Below are 20,011 nucleotides of genomic sequence, written 5' to 3'. Positions count from 1 at the left end.
TTCCACACGAGCGACTTCGCCCGGCGTTCAACGGCGTCGACCGCTCCTGAAAACCCGGAGCCGGAATCGACTCAGGTCGAAGCCTTCCGGCGGTCGCTCAGAATCGACCGCCGGTGGCTCGGGTGAACGGCCCGTGGCCACGCCGCGCCGCAGTCCTGCCGAGCCCATAGGCGCCCAGCAGGGCGGCGATTACCCCGCTTCCCACTCCCGCTGCTATCGTCTTGCGGTTCTTCACCAGGGTCCAGGTGGTCGACGCGAACTGCATCGACTTCTCCGGTACGGAGGCCAGGAATTCACCGCTTGCCTTGGCTTTCGTGCTCAGGGCCACCACTCGGCCGGACGCCGCCTCGCCGGCGTCGGCCGACCCGGCGCTTTCCGAAGCAGCCGTCGCCTTCGACGCCCCGGCACCGGCCGCCCGCCTGGTCGCCGAACGGGCCGCGGTGGCCTTGGACCCCGCGCTCTTGCGGCTGGTGGATCCGGTGTTCTTGGTCGCCTCGTCGTTCTTAGCAGTCTCACCCATGGAGTTCGTGTAGCCGCACTCGCGCGTGTGAAACGGATTTGTTGAGAACCGGTGTCCGAACGTGTCGATGCTGCAGTCGTCACCGTGAGCATGCCGACGGGTTCACCTGGGGTGGGGGGCGTTTCCCGGCCGTCCGGCGGCCGGCCGCGTCACCGCTGTGACGTGGCCGACAGGAAGACCTCGGGCCGCCCCCTTGTCCGGCTGCCGGCGCAGGAGCGCGCGTCGGCCACCGGGGGACGGAGAGGTGGTCGGGGCGCGGCCGTCGGGTAAACGGTTCGCCCAGGTTCCGGCAACTTGTCGCGATTTCGCATCCCGGGCCCGGCCGATGGGTAACACTGACCGGCGGAGGGGGGACGGGTGCGGCGGCCTGCGCCGGTGCGCCTGCCCGAAGTGTCGCGCCGCCCTGGGGAGGACGGCGCGGGGGACAACGGGGGGACGCATGACGCAGTCGCTTCCGGGGCGGAGCCCTGCCCGGACCCGCACGGGCTCCGGAGGGCAGGACCGCCCCGTCGTGGTGGTGGGCGCCGGGCCGTACGGGCTCTCGGTCGCCGCCCATCTGCGCGCCGCGGGGGTGCCGTACCGCATCTTCGGTGATGTCATGGGCAGTTGGCGGCACGCCATGGCGACCGGCATGTTCCTGAAGTCGACCCCGGCCGCCACCGACCTGTCCGCCGCCGAGCCCGGCGGACGGCTCGCGGACTTCCGCCGGCTGCACGGCGAGCCGGAGCTGACCGAGCTGACACCGATCCCGTGCGACGTGTTCGTGCGCTACGGGCAGTGGTTCCAGAAGCGGTACGTCGGCGACGTGGACCCGGTCCGCGTCGCCTCGGTCGACCGCGAGCCGTCCGGCGCCGGCTTCGCGGTACGGCTGGACGACGGCCGCGAGTTCGTCGCCGCCGCGGTCGTCGTGGCCACCGGCCTGAACGGACTGGCCCACATCCCACAGGAGTTGAGCCGTCTCGCCCCGGGGGCCCCCGGGCCCGGGACACCGGTGTCGCACAGCAGCCACCACACCGACCTGTCCCGCTACGCGGGCCGGCGGGTGGCCGTCGTCGGCGGCGGCCAGTCCGCGCTGGAGAGCGCCGCACTGCTGCACGAGGCGGGCGCCGCGGCACAGGTGCTGGTCCGCGAGCGGACGGTGCTGTGGGGGACGCCCCCCGTGCTCGTGCGCCCCTGGACGCAGCGGATCGCGCGGCCCGCCTCGCCGCTGGGCACGGGCTGGGCCCTGGCCGCGGTCTGCCGGGCCCCGGGCGGGGTCCGCCGGCTGCCCGCGCCGGCCCGGCTGCTGCTCTTCCGGCGGGCGCTGGGACCCTCCGGCGGCTGGTGGCTGCGGGACCGGGTCGACGGCACGGTGCCGGTGCGCACCGCCTGCCGCGTCACCGGTGCCGAGGCGGCCGGCGGCGCCGTGCGCCTGGAGGTCGCGGAGAGCGGCGGCGGCCGCGGGACCGTCGAGGTCGACCATGTGCTCGCGGCCACCGGCTACCGGCTCGACCTGGACGCCGTGCCCTTCCTCACGCCGGCCGTGCGGGACGGGGTCGCGTGCGTCCGGGGCGCGAAGTCCCCGGCCCTCTCGGGCGCGTTCGAGTCCTCGGTGCCCGGCCTGTACTTCACCGGCTCGATGGCGGCACCGATGTTCGGCCCCATGATGCGCTTCGTCGCCGGCACGGAGTACGCCGCCACCCGCATCGCCCGCCACGCGGCGCGCCGGACCACGTCCTGACCGGCCTGCGCCGGGTTCCGCCCGGGCTCGCGGCGCGACTGCATACGGGGCGCAGGCCACCACCCGCGCGGGCCGGTCCGGGCCGGATCGCCGACCCGCAAACGGCGGGTGGGCCGTGCGCCCGGGCTCGGGCCCGCCGGCGTACGGGCCCTGCAGGGCGTACGAAGCCGCCGAGCGCACGGCCCCCGGCTCGAGCCCGCCGGGCACACGCTTGGGCGTGCGTCCGGCCGGCTCCGTACGCCCCGCTCGGGCGCGCGTCCGGCGGCTTCGTACGCCCCGCCGGGCCCGTACGCGACCGAGCCCGGGCGCGGCCCGTCAGACGGCCAGTACCTTCTCGAAGGACGCCAGCGCCCCGAGCAGTTCGTCCTCCGTCACGGTGAGCGGCGGCGCGAGCCGGATCGTGGACCCGTGCGTGTCCTTGGCCAGGACGCCCTCCCTCATCAGACGCTCGCTGATCTCGCGGCCACTGCCGATCGCCGGGTCGACGTCCACGCCCGCCCACAGACCGCGGGAGCGGAAGCCGACCACGCCCCGGCCGACCAGACGGGTCAGCCCGTCGCGCAGGACCGCGCCCAGGGTGTCCGCCCGGTGCTGGAACTCGCCCGTCTCCAGCAGCTCCACCACCGCCGTGCCGACCGCGGCCGCCAGCGGGTTGCCGCCGAACGTCGACCCGTGCTCCCCGGGATTCAGCACGCCCAGGACCTCGCGGCGCCCGACCACCGCCGACACCGGCACGATGCCGCCGCCCAGCGCCTTGCCCAGCAGCACCACGTCCGGCTCCACGTCCTCGTGGTCCACGGCGAGGGTGCGGCCGGTGCGGCCGAGTCCCGACTGGATCTCGTCGGCGACGAACAGGCAGTTCCTGCGGCGGGTCAGCTCGCGCACGCCGGCGAGGTAGCCGTCGCGCGGGACGATGACGCCCGCCTCGCCCTGGATCGGCTCGATGAGCACCGCCGCCGTCGTCTCGTCGACGGCCTCCTCCAGGGCCGCCAGGTCGTCGTACGGCACGACGCGGAAGCCGGGCGTGAAGGGGCCGAAGCCGGACCGGGCGGTCTCGTCGGTGGAGAAGCTGACGATCGTCGTGGTGCGGCCGTGGAAGTTGTCCGCCGCGACCACGATCGTGGCCCGGTCCGCCGGGACGCCCTTCACGTCGTACGCCCACTTGCGGGCCACCTTGATGCCGCTCTCGACGGCCTCGGCGCCGGTGTTCATGGGCAGCACCATGTCCTGCCCCGTCAACTGCGCCAGCCTCTCGGCGAACTCGGCCAGCCGGTCGTTGTGGAAGGCCCGTGAGGTGAGCGTCAGCCGGTCCAGCTGCCGGTGCGCCGCCTCCACCAGCGCCGGGTGGCGGTGGCCGAAGTTGAGGGCCGAGTACCCCGCCAGCATGTCGAGGTAGCGGCGGCCCTCGACGTCCTCCACCCAGGCGCCCTCGGCGCGTGCGACGACCACGGGCAGCGGATGGTAGTTGTGCGCGAGGACGGGCTCCTCGGCGCGGATGAGGTCGGCGGACGTACGGGAGCGGGCGGGTGCCGTCATGAGCGGATCTCCTGGGTGCAGCATTTGATGCCGCCGCCTGCCTTGTGGAACTCGGACAGGTCGACGGGGACGGGGACGTAGCCGCGGTCGGCGAGCCGGCCGGCCAGCTCCGTCGCCCCGGGCGAGATGAACACGTGACGTCCGTCGGAGACGGAGTTCAGGCCGAACGCCATGGCGTCCTCCCGGCCGGCGAGCACCGCGTCCGGGTACAGCCGGGCGAGCACCTCGCGGCTGCCGGGCGAGAACGCCTCCGGGTAGTACGCGACGTTGTCGTCGTCGAGGACGAACAGGGCGGTGTCCAGGTGGTAGAAGTACGGGTCCACCAGGGTCAGCCCGATCACCGGGGCGCCGAGGTACTCCTGCGCCTCGCGGTGGGCGTCGCGCGTGGTGCGGAAACCGGTGCCGGCGAGGATCCACCGTCCGGCGGGGACCAGGTCGCCCTCGCCCTCGCAGACCGACTCCGGCCGGTACACGTCGAACCCGGCCGACTTGAACCAGGTGTCGAAGGGGAGTGACTCGGGACGGCGCTCGGGGGCGTGGAAGAGGGAGCCGAAGACGCGGCCGTCCACGACGACCGCGCAGTTCGCGGCGAAGACCATGTCCGGCAGGCCGGGCACGGGCTCCACCGAGTCGACGGTGTGGCCGTGGGCGCGGTAGACGTCGGTCAGCGTCTTCCACTGGGCCTGGGCCCGGGCGACGTCGACGGGACGGTCCGGATGCATCCACGGGTTGATCGCGTACTGCACGGCGAAGTGTCTGGGTTCGCAGACCAGGAAGCGCCGCCGGCGCGGCACACGGGGTTCGGCCACAGAGGTGTTCCTCCGCTTCCAAGGGTGTCGACTGGGGTCGGCTTCCAAGGTAGGAAGCGACCCGGATGCACGACAAGAAAGGAAAGCTGCGTGTCAGAGCAGGAATGCTGCGTTGTCGTCCCGATCAGCGCAGCTCTGCTGCGTCCTGCGGGGCGGCGTGGCTGGCGCCTGCCTCCGGACTCTCCGGCAGCAGGTGCGACAGCACCATCACGCTGATCGTCTTCCGGATGAACGGCTCCGTACGGATCCGCTCCAGCACCGCCTCGAAGTGCTCCACGTCCCGCGCCCGCACGTGCAGCAGTGCGTCCGCGGCGCCGGTCACCGTCATCGCCGCGGTGATCTCCGGATGGTTGCGGACGACCTCGGCCAGCCGCCGCGGCGGCGCCGCGCCCTCGCAGTACACCTCCACGTACGCCTCGGTGCGCCAGCCCAGCGCCGACGGTGTGACGGTCGCCGTGAATCCGGTGATCACCCCCGTCTCCCGCAGCCGGTCCACCCGGCGCTTGACCGCCGTCGCCGACAGGCCGATCGCGGCGCCGATCTCGGCGAAACTGGTGCGGGCGTTCGCCATCAGGGCGGTGAGGATCTTCCGGTCGAGCTCGTCGAACGGCGCTGGCCTGCTGTTCATGTCGGCACTGTATCCAGCGGGAACGTCCACGCCCGGCACATGTGCAGCCGCGCGGATCGCCCCTACACTCCTCGTTCATGCTGCGCGCCCTCGCCGTCGACGACGAACGCCCCTCGCTGGAGGAACTGCTCTACCTGCTGGGCGCCGACCCCCGGATCGGCACCGTGGAGGGCGCGGGCGACGCGACCGGGGCGCTGCGCCGGATCAACCGCGCCCTGGAGTCCGGGCCGCACGGGCCGGACGCCATCGACGTGGTCTTCCTCGACATCCACATGCCCGGCCTCGACGGGCTCGACCTCGCCCGGCTGCTGACCGGGTTCGCCGCGCCGCCGCTGGTCGTGTTCGTCACCGCCCACGAGGACTTCGCCGTCCAGGCGTTCGACCTCAAGGCCGTCGACTACGTCCTCAAGCCGGTCCGCACCGAGCGGCTCGCGGAGGCGGTCCGCCGGGCCGCCGACCTGCGCGGCACCGCCCCGCCCATCCCGGTGAGCGAGCCCGACCCCGACCAGGTCCCCGTCGAACTCGGTGGCGTCACCCGCTTCGTGGCGGTCGAGGACATCACCCACGTCGAGGCCCGCGGCGACTACGTGCGGCTGCACACCGGCACCGGCAACCACCTCGTGCGCATCCCGCTGTCCACCCTGGAGGACCGCTGGAGCGGCCGCGGCTTCGTGCGCATCCACCGCCGCCACCTGGTCGCCCTGCGCCACATAGACGAACTCCGCCTGGACGCGGGCGCGGTGAACGTGCTGGTCGGCTCCGAGGAGCTCCAGGTCAGCCGCCGCCACGCACGCGAGCTGCGGGAGATGCTGACCCGCCGGACCGCGCACCAGGGAAGGAAGAGCGGATGACCCCGGACCCCGCCGAGCGCCGGGTCGTCGTCACCGGCCCGCCCCACCGCGCCCGCCGCGCCCCGGGCCCCTCCCGGCCGCGCACCGAGATCGACGAGCAGACCACCCTCGGGCACACCTACGTCCGCTCCCTGATGCGCAGTCAACTGCGTGCGGCACTGGGTGTGTTCGCCGTGCTGGTGCTGCTCGTCGGCCCGCTGCCCCTGGTGTTCGCCGCGGCCCCCGACGCCCGCCGCCTGCGATGGGCGGTGCTCGGCTTCTGCCTCTACGCGCCGCTCGTGCTCCTCGCCCGCTGGTACGTGCGCCGCGCCGAGCGCAACGAGCGCGACTTCGTCCGCCTCGTCGAGGACCGCTGAGGGGGACCCGGACGACCGAGGGGACGCCGGCGGCCGCAGGAGACCCGGGACCGCCGGGAGGACCCGAGAAGACCTGAGAGGACCGCCCGGACCGTGAACTCCGGCTACGCCGTGCCCGCCGTCGTCCTCGTCGTCGTCGCCACCGTCCTCGTCGGCGCCTTCGGCCTGCGCGTCTCCCGCACCACCTCCGACTTCTACGTCGCCTCCCGCACCGTCGGCCCGCGCCTGAACGCGGCCGCGATCAGCGGCGAGTACCTCTCCGCCGCCTCCTTCCTCGGCATCGCCGGCCTGGTCCTCGTCCAGGGCCCCGACATGCTCTGGTACCCGGTGGGCTACACCGCCGGATACCTGGTGCTGCTCCTCTTCGTCGCCGCCCCGCTGCGCCGCTCCGGCGCCTACACCCTGCCCGACTTCGCCGAGGCCCGGCTCGCCTCGCCCGCCGTGCGCCGCCTGGCCGGCGCCTTCGTCGTCGGCGTCGGCTGGCTCTACCTCCTGCCCCAGCTCCAGGGCGCCGGGCTGACCCTGACGGTGCTGACCGGCGCGCCCGGCACGCTCGGCGCCGTCGTCGTCGCCGTCGTCGTGGTCGCCACCGTCGCAGCGGGCGGCATGCGCAGCATCACCTTCGTCCAGGCCTTCCAGTACTGGCTCAAACTGACCGCCCTGCTCGTCCCCGCCCTGTTCCTGGTCCTGGCCTGGCAGGGCGACGGCGCCCCCCGGCACGCCTTCGAGGAACCGCCCGCCTTCCGCGAGCAGCGCACGGTCCGCTTCGACGGCACCCTGGACCTCCGGCTCGTCGGGCCCCTGACGGTCACCGTGCACGGCCGGGTCGACGGCCGGACCCTGGACGGCGGCCGGGCCCGGCTCCCCGCCGGCGTCCACCGCGTCGAGAGCGGCACCCGGCTGACGTTCGGCCCGGGCGCCCGCGTCCCCGAGTCCGTCCACGGCCCGGACGCCGGCACCCTCGCCACCGTCCGCGAGGAGCGCCCGCTGTACGCCACGTACGGACTGATCCTCGCCACCTTCCTCGGCACCATGGGCCTGCCGCACGTGGTCGTCCGCTACTACACCAGCCCTCACGGGGTCGCCGCCCGCCGCACCACGGTCGCCGTGCTCGGCCTGGTCGGCGCCTTCTACCTGCTGCCGCCCGTCTACGGCGCCCTCGGCCGCCTCTACACCCCCGAACTCGCGCTCACCTCCGACGCCGACGCGGCCGTGCTGCTGCTGCCCGACCGCATGATCGGCGGAGTCGGCGGCGACCTGCTCGGCGCGCTCGTCGCCGGCGGGGCCTTCGCCGCCTTCCTGTCCACCGCGTCCGGACTGACCATGGCGGTGGCCGGGGTGCTCACCCAGGACGTCCTGCCGGCCCGCGGCGTACGGCACTTCCGGCTCGGCGCCCTGCTGGCCATGGCCGTGCCGCTCGCCGCCTGCGCCGTCGTCGGCGGGCTGCCGGTCGCGGACGCCGTGGGACTCGCCTTCGCCGTGTCCGCGTCGTCGTTCTGCCCGCTGCTCGTCCTCGGCATCTGGTGGCGGCGGCTCACCCCGCCCGGTGCGGCCGCCGGCATGCTGGTGGGCGGCGGCTCCGCGCTCCTCGCGGTGGCCGCGACCATGGCGGGCTACCCCGGCACCGGGCCGCTGCACACCCTGCTCGCCTGGCCCGCCCCGTGGTCGGTGCCCCTGGGGTTCGTCACCATGGTCCTGGTGTCCCTGGCCACTCCGGGCCGTACGCCGGCCCGGACCGCCGCCGTCCTGGCACGCTTCCACCTGCCCGAGCAGCTGCGCGCGGAGGTGAAGGGGTGAGCGGCTTCCTCGCCGGCCTGTGCGTGGCCGTGCTGCCGCTGCTCGCCGCCGGATTCTGGCTCGGCCGCCGCACGGCCCGGCCGGAGAACCTCGGCGGCCTCGGCACCCCCGTCGAGCACGCCACGTTCCAGACCCTGCACACCGCCTCCCTCGCCGCGCCCCCGCTGCGGGCCGGGCTCACCGAGGACACCGCCCGCCGGTCGGCCCGCCGGCTGCGCACCCTGCTCGGCACCGACGCGCTGTGTCTCGCCGACGACCGGCGGGTGCTGGCCTGGGACGGCGTGGGCGCCCACCACCGCGACGAGATAGCCGGCCATCTGGCCGGCCCGCTCCGGACCGGCCGGGGCGAGGCGTTCCGGCTCACCTGCGGCACCCCGGACTGCCCGCTGCGCTGGGCGGTCCTCGTCCCGCTGACCGTCGACGACCGGGTGCACGGCGTCCTCGTCGCCTGCGCGCCGCGCGAGTCGGCGGTCCTGGCCCGCGCCGCGGCCGAGGTCGCCCGCTGGGTGTCCGTGCAGCTGGAGCTGGCCGACCTCGACCGCTCGCGGACCCGGCTCATCGAGGCCGAGATCAGGGCCCTGCGCGCCCAGATCTCCCCGCACTTCATCTTCAACTCGCTCGCCGTGATCGCCTCGTTCGTGCGCACCGACCCCGAGCGCGCCCGCGCACTGCTGCTGGAGTTCGCGGACTTCACCCGCTACTCCTTCCGGCGGCACGGCGACTTCACCACCCTCGCCGACGAGCTGCACGCCATCGAGCACTACCTCGCCCTGGTCCGGGCGCGCTTCGGCGACCGCCTCGCCGTGACCCTCCAGATCGCCCCCGAGGTCCTCCCGGTGGCACTGCCCTTCCTGTGCCTGCAGCCGCTGGTCGAGAACGCCGTCAAGCACGGCCTGGAGGGCAAGGCCGGAACCTGCCGCATCCGGATCACCGCGCAGGACGCGGGCGCCGAGGCCGTCGTGGCCATCGACGACGACGGAGCCGGCATGGACCCGGCGCTGCTGCGCCGCATCCTCGCCGGCGAGGTCAGCCCGTCCGGCGGCATCGGGCTGTCCAACGTCGACGAGCGGCTCCGCCAGGTCTACGGCGACGGCCACGGCCTGGTCCTGGAGACGGCGCCCGGGGCCGGCATGAGGATCACCGTCCGGCTGCCCAAGTACCAGCCGGGCGTCCACTCCGCGGGGCGGCTGCCCGCGGAGTGAGGGTCAGGTCCGGCGCGAGGCGGCCGTCGCCAGGGTGATCAGGCCCAGCACCACCCAGCCGAACCACAGCCAGCCGTTGCTGCCGAGGGCCACGGTGTAGGCGCTCACCACGACCAGCGCGGCGAGGGTGAGCACCCCCATCGTCCTCGTGGAACCGTGCGGGGAACCGGGCATCGCGACACCCTTCTCGTGGTCCGACCCCTCCATGGTGCCCGCCGCGCCGCCGTCCGGCCCGGCGGATGGGCGGGGACGCAAGGACCTCCGGGTGTCCTCCCGGGGGAACCGGACGCTCACGCGGAGGTCCGGGCACGGCGGGGCGGGCGGTCCCGCAGGGGGACCGGCCGGGGAGACGGTCAGCGGCCGCGCGCGTTGAGCGACGCCAGGTAGGCGTTGTACTCCTGCAGCTCGCGGTCGCCGTCACGGTCGGCGGCGCGGTCCTTGCGACGGGCCTGGCGCTGCTCGGAGCGGTACCACTGGAACAGCAGCGCGAGCAGCACCAGCACGGACGGCACCTCGCTGAAGGCCCAGGCGATGCCACCGGCCGCCGTCTGGTCGCCGAGGGCGTCGATGCCGAGGGACGCGGGCGGATTGCGGTAGGTCGCGACCATGGGCGTGCTCGCCATCATCAGCGCGATGCCGAAGAACGCGTGGAAGGGCATGCCCGCGAACAGCTCCAGCATCCGCATCAGGTGGCCCGGCCGGTGCGGTCCCGGGTCCACGCCCATGATCGGCCAGAAGAAGACCAGGCCCACCGCGAGGAAGTGCACCATCATGGCGGTGTGCCCCGTCCTCGACCCCATCAGGAGGTCGAAGATCGACGTGAAGTAGAGCGCGTACAGGCTCGCGATGAACAGCGGGATGGTGAAGGCGGGGTGGGTCACCACGCGCAGGTAGCGGCTGTGCAGCAGGGCCAGCAGCAGCTCGCGCGGTCCCCGGCGGCCCCGGCCGGCGACCGGCAGGGCCCGCAGCGCCAGGGTGATCGGCGCGCCCAGCAGGATCAGGATGGGCGACAGCATGCTGATCACCATGTGCTGCACCATGTGCACGCTGAACATGACCATGCCGTAGTCGTTCAGCCGGGTGCACATGACCAGCATCACGGTCAGCACACCGGCGGTGTAGGCGACGGTCCGGCCCACCGGCCAGGCGTCCCCGCGCCGCCGCAGCCGGACGACGCCCCAGCCGTACAGGCCGAGCCCGAGCAGGCACGCGACGAGGAAGATCGGGTCCGCGGACCACATGAGGCCGCGGGCCACCGTGAACGGCGGCAGATCCATCGTCATGCCGTGCATGCTGTGATCCATCCGCCGGCTCCTGCTTCGTGGGGGGTTGTGCGGTCTGTCCGCACCAGGGTAGAACCGCCCCCGGCCGCGTCCGCGGCCGGGGGCGGGGCAACCCTGCCTCAGGCCCGCGGGCCCGTACGTCCCCGGGACGGCTCGCGGCTCAGAGCACGCACTCCGCCTCGGCGTACCGGTCGGTGGGTACCGTCTTGAGGGTCTCCACGGCCTCGGCCAGCGGCACCGTCACGATGTCCGTGCCGCGCAGCGCCGTCATCCGGCCGAACTCGCCGCGGTGCACGGCCTCCACCGCGTGCCAGCCGAACCGCGTGGCCAGCACCCGGTCGTAGGCCGTGGGCGTGCCGCCGCGCTGCACGTGCCCGAGGATGACCGGCCGTGCCTCCTTGCCGAGGCGCTGCTCCAGCTCCAGGGACAGCTGCCGGGCGATGCCGGCGAACCGCTCGTGGCCGTAGATGTCCTTGCCGCCCTCGTCGAACTCCATGCTTCCGGCGGCGGGCTTGGCGCCCTCCGCGGCGACGACGATGGCGAACCGCTTGCCCGCGGCGAACCGCTCGCCGACCCTCGCGGTCAACTCGTCGATGTCGAAGGGCCGTTCCGGGACGACGATGGCGTGGGCGCCGGCCGCCATGCCGGAGTGCAGCGCGATCCAGCCGGTGTGGCGGCCCATGACCTCCACGATCAGCACGCGCTGGTGGGACTCGGCGGTGGTCTTGAGGCGGTCCAGCGCCTCGGTGGCGACGGTCACCGCCGTGTCGAAGCCGAAGGTGACGTCGGTGACGGCGATGTCGTTGTCGATGGTCTTCGGCACGCCGACGATGGGCAGGCCGTTGTCCGACAGCAGGCGGGCCGCCTTCAGCGTGCCCTCGCCGCCGATCGGGATGATCGCGTCGAGACCGAGTTCCCGGAGGTGGCCCCGGGCCCGCTCCACGCCGTCCCGCAGGTGCTCGGGACGGACCCGGGACGAGCCGAGGATGGTGCCGCCGCGGGCGAGGATGCCGCCCACAGCGTCGAGGTCGAGCTTGAGGTAGTCGCATTCCAGGAGGCCCTTCCAGCCGTCCCGGAAGCCGATGACCTCGTCGCCGTGGTCGACGACGGCGCGGTGCACGACGGACCGGATGACGGCGTTCAGGCCGGGGCAGTCGCCGCCGGACGTGAGGACACCAATGCGCATAGCCCGAATAACCTTCTCACCGTGGGCGCGGGGACCGGACCACGCTGTCCGGCTCGATTCACCGCCACCCTAGCGGCACCGGGGGGCGGGACCGAACCGTGCGTCCGCCTGCTGGACGACCCCGCTCACCTGTGCGGATGCCTGATCGTACGGGCCCGCTCACCTGTGCGGACCCCCGATCGGACGGGCCGTGCGGACCGGTGGCGGCCCCCTGGCGGGGGAGCCGCCCGGCGGGCCGCCGCAGCACCGTTTCCGCGCAGGCCGGCGCCGGTGGTCCGCTCGTCCGGACGGCCCGGCGGCCGGGATCCGGACGGGTGTGCTCCGGTTACGCGGGCTGCTGGGCGGCGGCGATGCGCTCGTTGCGCAGCGCCTCGTACCAGCGGTCGTCGATCGGCGGCAGCGCGTTGACGTCGAGGGCCAGCTTCAGCAGCAGGTCCGCGATCTGCGGGTTGCGCGCGAGCACCGGCCCGTGCATGTACGTGCCGAAGACCGTGTCGTTGTACGCGCCCTCCGTGCCGTCGCCGGTGCCGTTGCCCTTGCCGAGGCGGACCCGGGCGAGGGGGCGCGCGGTGGGGCCGAGGTGCGTGACGCCCTGGTGGTTCTCGAAGCCGGTCAGCGGCGGCAGGCCGAGACGCGGGTCGACGTCGCCGAGCACGTCGCCGACGCACCGCTCGCCCTCGCCGCGCACCGACACCACGTCGAGCAGGCCGAGGCCCGGCTGCCGCTGGCCGAGGTCGTTCACGAACTCGTGGCCGAGGATCTGGTAGCCGGCGCAGACAGAGAAGACGATCGCGCCGTTCTGCACGGCCTGGTGCAGGTGGCCGTCCCGGCGCAGCCGCTCGGCCGCGAGCCGCTGCGGGCGGTCCTCGCCGCCGCCGATCAGGTAGATGTCGCCGGAGGTCGGGATCGGCTGGTCGCTGCGCACGTCCAGGCGGGCCACGTCGAGACCGCGCTGCCGGGCGCGCCGCTCGACGACGAGCGCGTTGCCCTGGTCGCCGTAGGTGCTCAGCAGGTCCGGGTAGATCCAGACCAGCCGCAGTTGGTTGTCGCTCATGTGGGGCTCGTCCTTCGTGGTCAGTTGCCGACGCGGCGGCGCAGGTCCTGGAACGCGGTGTAGTTCGCGATCACCTCGATGCGGCCCGGCGGGGCCTGCTGGACGGCCTGGTCGAGGTTGTCGCAGACCTGGAAGTGCTGGCCCGCGACCTCCAGGCGCACGGCGAGGTCCAGCTTGCGGTCGCCGATCACGAAGATGGGGTGCCCGGTCAGGCGCGTGTAGTCCACGTCCCACAGCCAGGAGGTGTCCGTGCCGTCCGCGCCGCGCGCGTTGACGGACAGGATCACCGGGGTGGGCGGCGGGTCGATCAGGGAGAAGGTCTCCAGCCAGCCGGCCGGGTTCTTCGCCAGCAGCAGCCGCAGGTCGCGCTGCATGAACTGCACCACGTCGTAGCGCCCGGCGACGGCCTGCACCTGGTACATGCGCTCCAGGGCCACCTGCGGGGGCACCCCGAAGACCGCGGCCACGGCGGCCGAGGAGGCGGCGTTGGCCTTGTTGGCGCGGCCCGGCAGCTGGAGGTGGATCGGCCAGGCCGAGCCGTGCGGGTCGAGGACGTGGTCGCCGGACAGGGCCCAGGTCGGGGTCGGGCGGCGGAAGCCGCACTCGCCGCAGAACCAGTCCTCGCCGGGCCGCTGCATCACGCCGCCGCAGGACGGGCAGGACCAGGCGTCGTCCTTCCACATCTGCCCGGCGGCGACCCAGACCACGTTCGGCGAGGAGGAGGCTGCCCAGACCACCAGCGGGTCGTCGCAGTTGGCCACGACCACGGCCTTGGAGCCCGACAGGCCCTCACGCCAGTGCTCGGCGAGCATCCGGGTCTCGGCGGCGCGGTCCAGCTGGTCGCGGGAGAGGTTCAGCAGCGCGATGCACTTGGGGGACGTGTCGCGCGCCACACCGGCGAGGTACTTCTCGTCGACCTCGATGACGCCGAACTTCGCCTCCGAGCTGCCGGCGAGCGCCGAGGTGATGCCCGCGGGCATGTTGGCGCCGAGCGCGTTGGACACCACCGGGCCGGCCGCCCGGAGCGCCTCGGCGATGAGCCGGGTCGTCGTGGTCTTGCCGTTCGTCGCCGAGACCAGGACCACGTCCAGGTGCTGGGCGAGGCGGCCGAGCAGATCGGGGTCGAGCCTGAGGGCGACCCGACCGCCGATCACCGAACCGCTGCCGCGTCCCGCGGCACGCGACGCTGCAGCGACCGCCTTGCCCGCGGTCACGGCCAGCTTGGCCCGCGGCGAGAGCGGGTCCGAGTTGCCTGACATCAGTTCTCGATCCTCCTTGCGTACGCGCCGCGCCTCGAAGTCGTTCGGCAACGTGGTGTGGGCCTCAGCCTATCGAGATCCGTTCGCACTCCCGAACCCCGGCACCGCGGCGGCACCCGCGCGCCCTTCGCGCGGCCTAGAGGACCGTACCCTTGCCGCCATGCGCAACGGCCCGATCCCGGGCGCCCACGGGCGCGTCCGGCCCCTCGCCCTGCTCCACGACGCGGTGCTGCACGAGCCCTGCCGGGAGGTCACCGACTTCGGCCCCGAACTGGCACGGCTGGTGGAGGACTTGTTCGCCACGATGTACGCCGCCCGGGGGGTGGGGCTGGCCGCGAACCAGATCGGGGTCGCCCAGCGGGTGTTCGTCTACGACTGCCCGGACGACGAGGACGTGCGCCGTCTGGGCCATGTGGTGAACCCGCGGCTGGTGGAGACGGACGGCGTGGTGGTCCGCGGACCCGAGGGCTGTCTGTCCCTGCCGGGCCTGGAGGCGGGCACCGAGCGCCACGACGAGGCGGTCGTCGAGGGCGTCACCGTGACGGGGGAGCCGGTCACCGTGCACGGGACGGGGTTCTTCGCCCGCTGCCTCCAGCACGAGTACGACCACCTGGAGGGCCTTCTGTATGTCGACCGCCTCACCGGTCTGCGCCGGCGGCGCGTGCTGCGGCAGGCGGCGAAGGCGCCCTGGGGGCGCCCCGGGCACGGCCGGGTCCGGCCGGACGGCACCCGGTAGGGGCCGACCGGGCGCCCCGGGCCCGACCGGGGCCGGGCCCGCGAGCCCGGCCCTCGCGGGGCTCAGAAGCCCGGACCGCCCACCTTGTCGCCCGCCGCCGCCAGCCGGCCCCAGAGGAGGTCGGCCAGGCTGCGCACCAGCTCGGCGCGGGAGCAGGGCCGCTCACCGAGCCACCAGTCGCCCGCCGCGTGCATCATGCCGACGATGCCGTGGCCCCACACCCGGGCCAGCTGCTCGCTCCCGGGGCCGAGGTCCAGGCGCTCCGCGATGACCTGGGCCAGCTCCTCGCCCATGCGGCGCAGCAGGGGGGCGGAGTGCTTGCCGACGTCGAAGCCCGCCTCGCCCTGAGACCCCTCCGCGGGGTGCATCAGGAAGCGGTACACCTGCGGACGGGCCTCGATCGCGGCGAGGTAGGTGTCCAGGGTCGCCTCCACCCGCTCCCGGCGCTCGGCCGGCGCGTCCAGCGCGGCCCGCAGGGAGTCGAGGAGGGCGTCGGTGTGCCGCTTGCCCAGGGCCGCGTACAGCCCGCCCTTGTCGCCGAAGTGGCGGTAGAGGATCGGCTTGGTGATGCCGGCCTCGGCGGCGATGGCGTTCATCGAGGCATGCGGGCCGTCGCGCAGCACCACCCGGTCGGCGGCCTCCAGCAGCTCGCGCCGCCGGCGGTCGGCCGACTGCTGCTGTTCGGTCCGCTGTGTGGTGTCCATGTGCTCTCCCCACCCGTGCTGTTTCGGTGACGCCTGCGCAAACTAACACTGTCAAAGGCCTGGACCTCGAACGGGCTGCCGACCGGTCATCGGGGGTTGACATTTCCTACTCGCCAGTAACACACTCGTGTTACCGCAAGTAACATGTACGTGTGCAGTTGGAGGGGACATGGCCGAGTTCACCATGGAGCTCAACGACGAACAGAAGGAGGTCCGGGACTGGCTCCACGGTTTCGCCGCCGACGTGATCCGTCCCGCGGCCGCCGAATGGGACGAGCGTGAGGAGACTCCCTGGCCGGTCATCCAGGAGGCCGCCAAGGTCGGCATCTACTCCCTCGACTTCTACGCCCAGCAGTACTTCGACGCCAGCGGTCTCGGCATCCCGATGGCGATGGAGGAGCTGTTCTGGGGCGACGCGGGCATCGCCCTGTCGATCGTGGGCACCGGCCTCGCCGCCGTCGGCGTGCTCGCCAACGGCACCGAGGAGCAGATCGGCACCTGGATCCCCCAGATGTACGGCGACCCGAACGACGTCAAGGTCGCCGCCTTCTGCTCCTCCGAGCCCGACGCCGGCTCCGACGTCTCCTCGATGCGCACCCGCGCGGTGTACGACGAGGCCAAGGACGAGTGGGTGCTCGACGGCACCAAGACCTGGGCCACCAACGGCGGCATCGCCAACGTCCACGTGGTCGTCGCGGTCGTCGACCCGGAGCTCGGCTCCAAGGGCCACGCCTCCTTCATCGTCCCGCCGAACACGCCGGGCCTGTCCCAGGGGCAGAAGTTCAAGAAGCACGGCATCCGCGCCTCCCACACCGCCGAGGTGGTCCTGGACGGTGTGCGCGTCCCCGGCTCCTGCCTGCTCGGCGGCAAGGAGAAGCTGGACGAGCGCCTCGCCCGCGCCCGCGAGCGGGCCAGGAAGGGCGGCGAGCGCGTCAAGAACGCGGCCATGGCCACCTTCGAGGCGTCCCGCCCGGCGGTCGGCGCGATGGCGGTCGGCACCGCCCGCGCCGCCTACGAGGTCGCCCTCGACTACGCCCGCACCCGGGAGCAGTTCGGCCGACCGATCATCGACAACCAGGGCGTCGCCTTCCAGCTCGCCGACATGGCGACGCAGGTCGACGCCGCCCGCCTCATGGTGTGGCGCGCGTCGTGGATGGCGGTCAACGGTAAGCCGTTCACCGCTGCCGAGGGATCGATGTCGAAGCTGTTCGCCAGTGAGACCGCCAAGAAGGTCACCGCCCAGGCGATCCAGATACTCGGCGGCAACGGCTACACCCGCGAGTACCCGGTGGAGCGCATGCACCGCGACGCGGCGATCTACACCATCTTCGAGGGCACCAGCGAGATCCAGCGCCTGGTGATCTCCCGGACGATCTCGGGACTGCCGCTGCGCTGACCGCGTGCGCAGCAGCGCCCGAGGGGTGGGGAGGCCCGGTCCTCCCACCCCTCGGCGTCGCTCACCGGTGTTTCAGCGGGGTGAGCTGCTCGATGTCGTAGCGCTTCCTGAGATCCTCGATCGCCGCGTGGTCCGGCGGACCGCCGGCCCCGAGGATCTCCAGCAGTTCCTCGAAGTACCGCTCGTGGTCGGGCGGTGGTGAAGCCTGGAAGAACATCCTGGCGGGCGCCTCCGTCGGGTTGGCGAAGGCGTGCGGGCAGCCCGGCGGGACCACGATCACCGTGCCCGGCGTGGCCCGCACCACGGGGCTGCCCGACCGGGACTCCCACCTCTGCCAGTGGTCCGGGGTCCGGATCCGCGGCTCGAACGCGAGCACGTCCAGCTCGCCCTCGAGCACGTAGAACAACTCCTCGCTGCGCGTGTGCACATGGGCGCCGACGTCGAAGCCCGGCGGGACCTCCACCTCGAAGGTGGAGGCCGACCGCGAGTGCGATCCGGTCACCTTGAAGGTCACGCGCTGCGCGGGCGTCGCGACGACCCGGCCGTGGCCCGGGGGCACCAGCAGGCCGTCGGACGCCGTCGTCGGTTCCTCGATCGCCGTCATCGCGACCTCACCACGTCACGGGCAGGGCCTCGGGTCCGCGGATCAACGCGCCCTTCCTGAAGGGCACCTCGTCCGGCGGCACCGCGAGCCTCAGCCCCGGCACCCGGTCGAGCAGCGCGTCGACGAGGAGCTGCGACTCGAGCCGGGCCAGCCGGCCGCCCGGGCAGTAGTGCGGGCCGAAGCCGAAGGACACGTGCGGGTTCGGACTGCGCGAGAAGTCGATCGCTCCGGGGTCCGGGAAGACGTCGGGGTCGCGGTTGGCGGACAGGTACGACACGTAGATCGCGTCGCCGGCCCGGATCCGCACCCCCTTGATCTCCACGTCCTCCAGGGCGATCCGGGACAGCCCGACCGCGTTGCGGTGCGGGATGTACCGCAGCAGCTCGTCGATCGCCTGCGGGCGGATCCCCGGTTCGTGGCGCAGCCGTTCGGCCAGCTCCGGCCGGGTCAGCAGCAGGTAGAACATCTGCCCGCTGTTGTTGGTGACCGCCTCGCCGCCGATCTGCAGGAGCACCGCGAGGCCCACGGCCTCCGCCGTCGTCATCTCCCCACGGCCCACGGCGGCGCCGAGCAGCGAGGCCACGTCCTCGTCGGTGCTGCCGGCCCGGGACCCGACGAGGCCGGCGAAGTAGGCGCCCATCTCCTCCTTGGCCCGCTCGCTGACCACCGCGCCGTGCGCCGAGGACAGGATCAGCTGCGTCCAGGTGTGCATCGCGTGCCGGTCGGCCGCGGGCACCCCCATCAGCTCGCAGATCACCGCGATCGGGAAGGGGCTCAGCACCGCCGCGGTGAGGTCCGCGGGCGGGCCGTCCTGGAGGAGTTCGTCGACCAGGTCGTCCAGCATCCGCCGCGCGTTCTCCCGCACCCGCTCGACGCCGCGGGCCGTGAAGGCGGGCGCCACCGAGCGGCGCAGCCGGGTGTGGTCGGGCGGGTCGAGGAAGCCGACCGCACCCCGGGACGGGATGAAGTGCGGTGCCAGCCGTGTGACCTGACCGTCCATCACCGCCTCGCGGCCGAAGCGCGGGTCGTTGGCGACCATCCGCACGTCGTCCATGCGGGTCACCAGCCACGCCCAGCCCTCGCCGTTGGGCAGCTGGATGCGGGTGACCGGCCCCTCCTCCATCAGGTCGGCCAGCACCGGGTCGAAGTCGGTCCCGGTCAGGTCGAACGCCGGCCACTGCCGGACGGGGGGCATGGCCTCGGTGAGCGTCTCCTCGCTCATCACGCACCGCCGTCCTGCCAGTGGCCCAGGGTCATCTCGGCCGTGATGCCCGGGCCGAAGCCGGCGAGCAGCCCGCGCGCGCCGTGCTCGGCGCCGCCGTCGTCGAACAGCCGGCGCAGCGCGTCCAGCACCACGGCGCTGGCGATGTTGCCGTACTCGGTGAGCGTCGACCGGCTGAACCGGAACGCGTGCGGGTCGACCTCCAGGAACGTGCTGAGGTCGTCCAGGATGCGCGGACCGCCCGCGTGGATGACGTAGAAGTCCAGGTCCGACGCGTCCCACTGGTGCTGACCCGCCAGGTCCTGGAGCGCCGGGGCGAGCGGCTCCATCGTGGTGGGCACCCGCTTGTCCAGCAGGAAGTGGAAGCCGGTGGCGCGGACGTCGTACGCGATCCAGTCCTCGGTCTTGGGGATCAGGTACGAGCCGTTGCGTTCGAGCCGGACGCCGGTCCCGCCGCGGCCGCGGACCACCGCGGACGCGATGCCGTCGCCGAACAGGCCGTTGGAGAGCAGGGAGCCGATGCCCAGGTCGGTGGGCTGGTAGCACAGCGAGCAGAACTCGCAGGCCACGATCAGCGCGTTGGCGTCCGGGTACGCCGTGCAGAAGTCGTGGGCCCGGTTGATGGCCGCGCCGCCGGCCGCACAGCCCAGCTGGGCGATGGGTATCTGCCGCGTGGTGCTGTCGAAGGCCATCTCGTTGATCAGCCACGCCGTCAGCGAGGGCATCATGAAGCCCGTGCAGGAGACGTAGATGATGACATCGATGTCCGTGGTGAGGAGTTCTGCGTCGTCCAGCGCGCGCTGGATGACGGCCGGGACCCGTGCCTTGGCCTCCTGCTCGTAGAGCTTGTTGCGCTCCTCGAAGCCCGGGTGCTTCAGCGTCTCCTCGATCGGCTGCACGATGTGCCGCGTGCGTACACCGGTGTTCTCGATCAGCCGGAGGGCCAGCGGGAGTTGCGGGTGGTCCGCATGGCGGGAGCGTGCGAGCTCCAGCGTCTCCTCCATCGTGATCACGTGCTCTGGAACGGACACCGAGGGTCTGCACAAAGTCGCCATGAGCCGCGCCTGCTTTCGCCGTCCGGAAGGCCGGTCGCCCTCCGGTCAGAGGGGTGCCGCACCCAGAAGGGTGGTCCACCCACGATCACCCGG

General features: G+C 73.3%; 19 protein-coding genes and 1 pseudogene. 7 read left to right on the top strand and 13 right to left on the bottom strand.

Features of this window, described 5'->3' with window-relative positions:
- Positions 1–97: 97 nt before the first annotated feature.
- Entirely contained in the window at positions 98–520 is a 423-nt protein-coding gene (locus P3H78_RS13045) for a hypothetical protein (protein WP_276109092.1), read from the bottom strand.
- Between the two features lie 439 nt (positions 521–959).
- Here P3H78_RS13045 and P3H78_RS13040 point away from each other — a divergent pair, with 439 nt between their 5' ends.
- Positions 960–2,240 carry an FAD-dependent oxidoreductase gene (locus tag P3H78_RS13040; protein WP_276109091.1) on the top strand — a complete coding sequence of 427 codons (1,281 nt, stop codon included), beginning with the start codon at positions 960–962 and terminating at the stop codon, positions 2,238–2,240.
- A 315-nt stretch (positions 2,241–2,555) separates the two neighbouring features.
- On the opposite strand, the gene rocD is transcribed toward P3H78_RS13040, so the two are convergent.
- From rocD to P3H78_RS13025, 3 genes are all read right to left on the bottom strand, one after another.
- Positions 2,556–3,776, bottom strand: coding sequence for an ornithine--oxo-acid transaminase (rocD, locus tag P3H78_RS13035; protein ID WP_276109090.1), 1,221 nt, complete (start codon positions 3,774–3,776; stop codon positions 2,556–2,558).
- The gene (gene ddaH, locus P3H78_RS13030; RefSeq protein ID WP_276109089.1) at positions 3,773–4,585 is read right to left on the bottom strand and encodes a dimethylargininase; all 813 of its coding nucleotides are present in this window, start codon (positions 4,583–4,585) and stop codon (positions 3,773–3,775) included. The genes rocD and ddaH overlap by 4 nt, the downstream gene beginning before the upstream one ends.
- A gap of 124 nt (positions 4,586–4,709) precedes the next feature.
- Positions 4,710–5,213, bottom strand: coding sequence for an Lrp/AsnC family transcriptional regulator (locus P3H78_RS13025; RefSeq protein WP_276109088.1), 504 nt, complete (start codon positions 5,211–5,213; stop codon positions 4,710–4,712).
- 77 nt (positions 5,214–5,290) lie between these two features.
- On the opposite strand from P3H78_RS13025, the gene P3H78_RS13020 reads away from it, so the two are divergent.
- From P3H78_RS13020 to P3H78_RS13005, 4 genes are all read left to right on the top strand, one after another.
- Positions 5,291–6,064: a LytR/AlgR family response regulator transcription factor gene (locus P3H78_RS13020; RefSeq protein ID WP_276109087.1), complete on the top strand. Its 774-nt coding sequence runs from the start codon at positions 5,291–5,293 to the stop codon at positions 6,062–6,064.
- Positions 6,061–6,420, top strand: coding sequence for a hypothetical protein (locus P3H78_RS13015; RefSeq protein WP_276109086.1), 360 nt, complete (start codon positions 6,061–6,063; stop codon positions 6,418–6,420). Before P3H78_RS13020 ends, P3H78_RS13015 begins: the two co-directional genes overlap by 4 nt.
- Positions 6,421–6,513: 93 nt before the next feature.
- Complete coding sequence (locus tag P3H78_RS13010) at positions 6,514–8,217, top strand: sodium/solute symporter (protein WP_276109085.1); 1,704 nt, start codon at positions 6,514–6,516, stop codon at positions 8,215–8,217.
- A complete protein-coding gene (locus P3H78_RS13005; RefSeq protein ID WP_276109084.1) occupies positions 8,214–9,419 on the top strand; it encodes a sensor histidine kinase in 1,206 nt (401 codons plus the stop codon). The genes P3H78_RS13010 and P3H78_RS13005 overlap by 4 nt, the downstream gene beginning before the upstream one ends.
- 3 nt (positions 9,420–9,422) lie before the next feature.
- On the opposite strand, the gene P3H78_RS13000 is transcribed toward P3H78_RS13005, so the two are convergent.
- From P3H78_RS13000 to P3H78_RS12980, 5 genes are all read right to left on the bottom strand, one after another.
- On the bottom strand, positions 9,423–9,674 hold the full coding sequence (locus tag P3H78_RS13000) for a hypothetical protein (protein ID WP_276109243.1): 252 nt from the start codon (positions 9,672–9,674) through the stop codon (positions 9,423–9,425).
- A gap of 98 nt (positions 9,675–9,772) precedes the next feature.
- On the bottom strand, positions 9,773–10,723 hold the full coding sequence (locus tag P3H78_RS12995; protein ID WP_276109083.1) for a cytochrome c oxidase assembly protein: 951 nt from the start codon (positions 10,721–10,723) through the stop codon (positions 9,773–9,775).
- 139 nt (positions 10,724–10,862) lie between these two features.
- On the bottom strand, positions 10,863–11,888 hold the full coding sequence (locus tag P3H78_RS12990; RefSeq protein WP_276109082.1) for a 6-phosphofructokinase: 1,026 nt from the start codon (positions 11,886–11,888) through the stop codon (positions 10,863–10,865).
- Between the two features lie 325 nt (positions 11,889–12,213).
- Positions 12,214–12,942 (bottom strand): type 1 glutamine amidotransferase, encoded by a 729-nt coding sequence (locus P3H78_RS12985; RefSeq protein WP_276109081.1) that lies wholly within the window; start codon positions 12,940–12,942, stop codon positions 12,214–12,216.
- Positions 12,943–12,962: 20 nt separating this feature from the next.
- A complete protein-coding gene (locus P3H78_RS12980) occupies positions 12,963–14,201 on the bottom strand; it encodes a Mur ligase family protein (protein WP_276109080.1) in 1,239 nt (412 codons plus the stop codon).
- 160 nt (positions 14,202–14,361) lie between these two features.
- Between P3H78_RS12980 and def the strand changes: the two genes are divergently transcribed.
- Positions 14,362–14,937, top strand: coding sequence for a peptide deformylase (def, locus tag P3H78_RS12975; protein WP_276109079.1), 576 nt, complete (start codon positions 14,362–14,364; stop codon positions 14,935–14,937).
- 62 nt (positions 14,938–14,999) lie between these two features.
- Here the strand turns inward: def and P3H78_RS12970 are convergent, their stop codons facing one another.
- A complete protein-coding gene (locus P3H78_RS12970) occupies positions 15,000–15,641 on the bottom strand; it encodes a TetR/AcrR family transcriptional regulator (RefSeq protein ID WP_276109078.1) in 642 nt (213 codons plus the stop codon).
- A 169-nt stretch (positions 15,642–15,810) separates the two neighbouring features.
- Here P3H78_RS12970 and P3H78_RS12965 point away from each other — a divergent pair, with 169 nt between their 5' ends.
- Positions 15,811–17,037, top strand: a complete 1,227-nt coding sequence (locus P3H78_RS12965; protein ID WP_276109077.1) for an acyl-CoA dehydrogenase family protein — start codon at positions 15,811–15,813, stop codon at positions 17,035–17,037.
- A 61-nt stretch (positions 17,038–17,098) separates the two neighbouring features.
- Here P3H78_RS12965 and P3H78_RS12960 read toward each other — a convergent pair whose 3' ends face one another.
- From P3H78_RS12960 to P3H78_RS12950, 3 genes and pseudogenes are all read right to left on the bottom strand, one after another.
- On the bottom strand, positions 17,099–17,641 hold the full coding sequence (locus tag P3H78_RS12960) for a cupin domain-containing protein (RefSeq protein ID WP_276109076.1): 543 nt from the start codon (positions 17,639–17,641) through the stop codon (positions 17,099–17,101).
- A 7-nt stretch (positions 17,642–17,648) separates the two neighbouring features.
- Positions 17,649–18,863: a cytochrome P450 gene (locus P3H78_RS12955; protein ID WP_276109075.1), complete on the bottom strand. Its 1,215-nt coding sequence runs from the start codon at positions 18,861–18,863 to the stop codon at positions 17,649–17,651.
- Positions 18,863–19,927 (bottom strand): annotated as a pseudogene (locus P3H78_RS12950) (type III polyketide synthase); the annotation flags it as partial. The pseudogene P3H78_RS12950 and the gene P3H78_RS12955, both read right to left, overlap by 1 nt.
- Positions 19,928–20,011: the final 84 nt, after the last annotated feature.

Source organism: Streptomyces tropicalis (assembly GCF_029269835.1).
In the GTDB taxonomy this organism is placed as follows: domain Bacteria; phylum Actinomycetota; class Actinomycetes; order Streptomycetales; family Streptomycetaceae; genus Streptomyces; species Streptomyces tropicalis.
This window is presented reverse-complemented; position numbering and strand designations above follow the sequence as displayed.

Bases quoted from the DNA above. Each gene is read 5' to 3' on its own strand.
- P3H78_RS12995 (WP_276109083.1), bottom strand. From the start codon at position 10,723: ATGGATCACAGCATGCACGGCATGACGATGGATCTGCCGCCGTTCACG.
- P3H78_RS12980 (WP_276109080.1), bottom strand. From the start codon at position 14,201: ATGTCAGGCAACTCGGACCCGCTCTCGCCGCGGGCCAAGCTGGCCGTG.
- P3H78_RS12990 (WP_276109082.1), bottom strand. From the start codon at position 11,888: ATGCGCATTGGTGTCCTCACGTCCGGCGGCGACTGCCCCGGCCTGAAC.
- P3H78_RS12985 (WP_276109081.1), bottom strand. From the start codon at position 12,942: ATGAGCGACAACCAACTGCGGCTGGTCTGGATCTACCCGGACCTGCTG.
- rocD (WP_276109090.1), bottom strand. From the start codon at position 3,776: ATGACGGCACCCGCCCGCTCCCGTACGTCCGCCGACCTCATCCGCGCC.
- P3H78_RS13045 (WP_276109092.1), bottom strand. From the start codon at position 520: ATGGGTGAGACTGCTAAGAACGACGAGGCGACCAAGAACACCGGATCC.
- P3H78_RS13020 (WP_276109087.1), top strand. From the start codon at position 5,291: ATGCTGCGCGCCCTCGCCGTCGACGACGAACGCCCCTCGCTGGAGGAA.
- P3H78_RS13040 (WP_276109091.1), top strand. From the start codon at position 960: ATGACGCAGTCGCTTCCGGGGCGGAGCCCTGCCCGGACCCGCACGGGC.
- P3H78_RS13025 (WP_276109088.1), bottom strand. From the start codon at position 5,213: ATGAACAGCAGGCCAGCGCCGTTCGACGAGCTCGACCGGAAGATCCTC.
- P3H78_RS12955 (WP_276109075.1), bottom strand. From the start codon at position 18,863: ATGAGCGAGGAGACGCTCACCGAGGCCATGCCCCCCGTCCGGCAGTGG.
- P3H78_RS12960 (WP_276109076.1), bottom strand. From the start codon at position 17,641: ATGACGGCGATCGAGGAACCGACGACGGCGTCCGACGGCCTGCTGGTG.
- P3H78_RS12965 (WP_276109077.1), top strand. From the start codon at position 15,811: ATGGCCGAGTTCACCATGGAGCTCAACGACGAACAGAAGGAGGTCCGG.
- P3H78_RS12970 (WP_276109078.1), bottom strand. From the start codon at position 15,641: ATGGACACCACACAGCGGACCGAACAGCAGCAGTCGGCCGACCGCCGG.
- P3H78_RS13015 (WP_276109086.1), top strand. From the start codon at position 6,061: ATGACCCCGGACCCCGCCGAGCGCCGGGTCGTCGTCACCGGCCCGCCC.
- def (WP_276109079.1), top strand. From the start codon at position 14,362: ATGCGCAACGGCCCGATCCCGGGCGCCCACGGGCGCGTCCGGCCCCTC.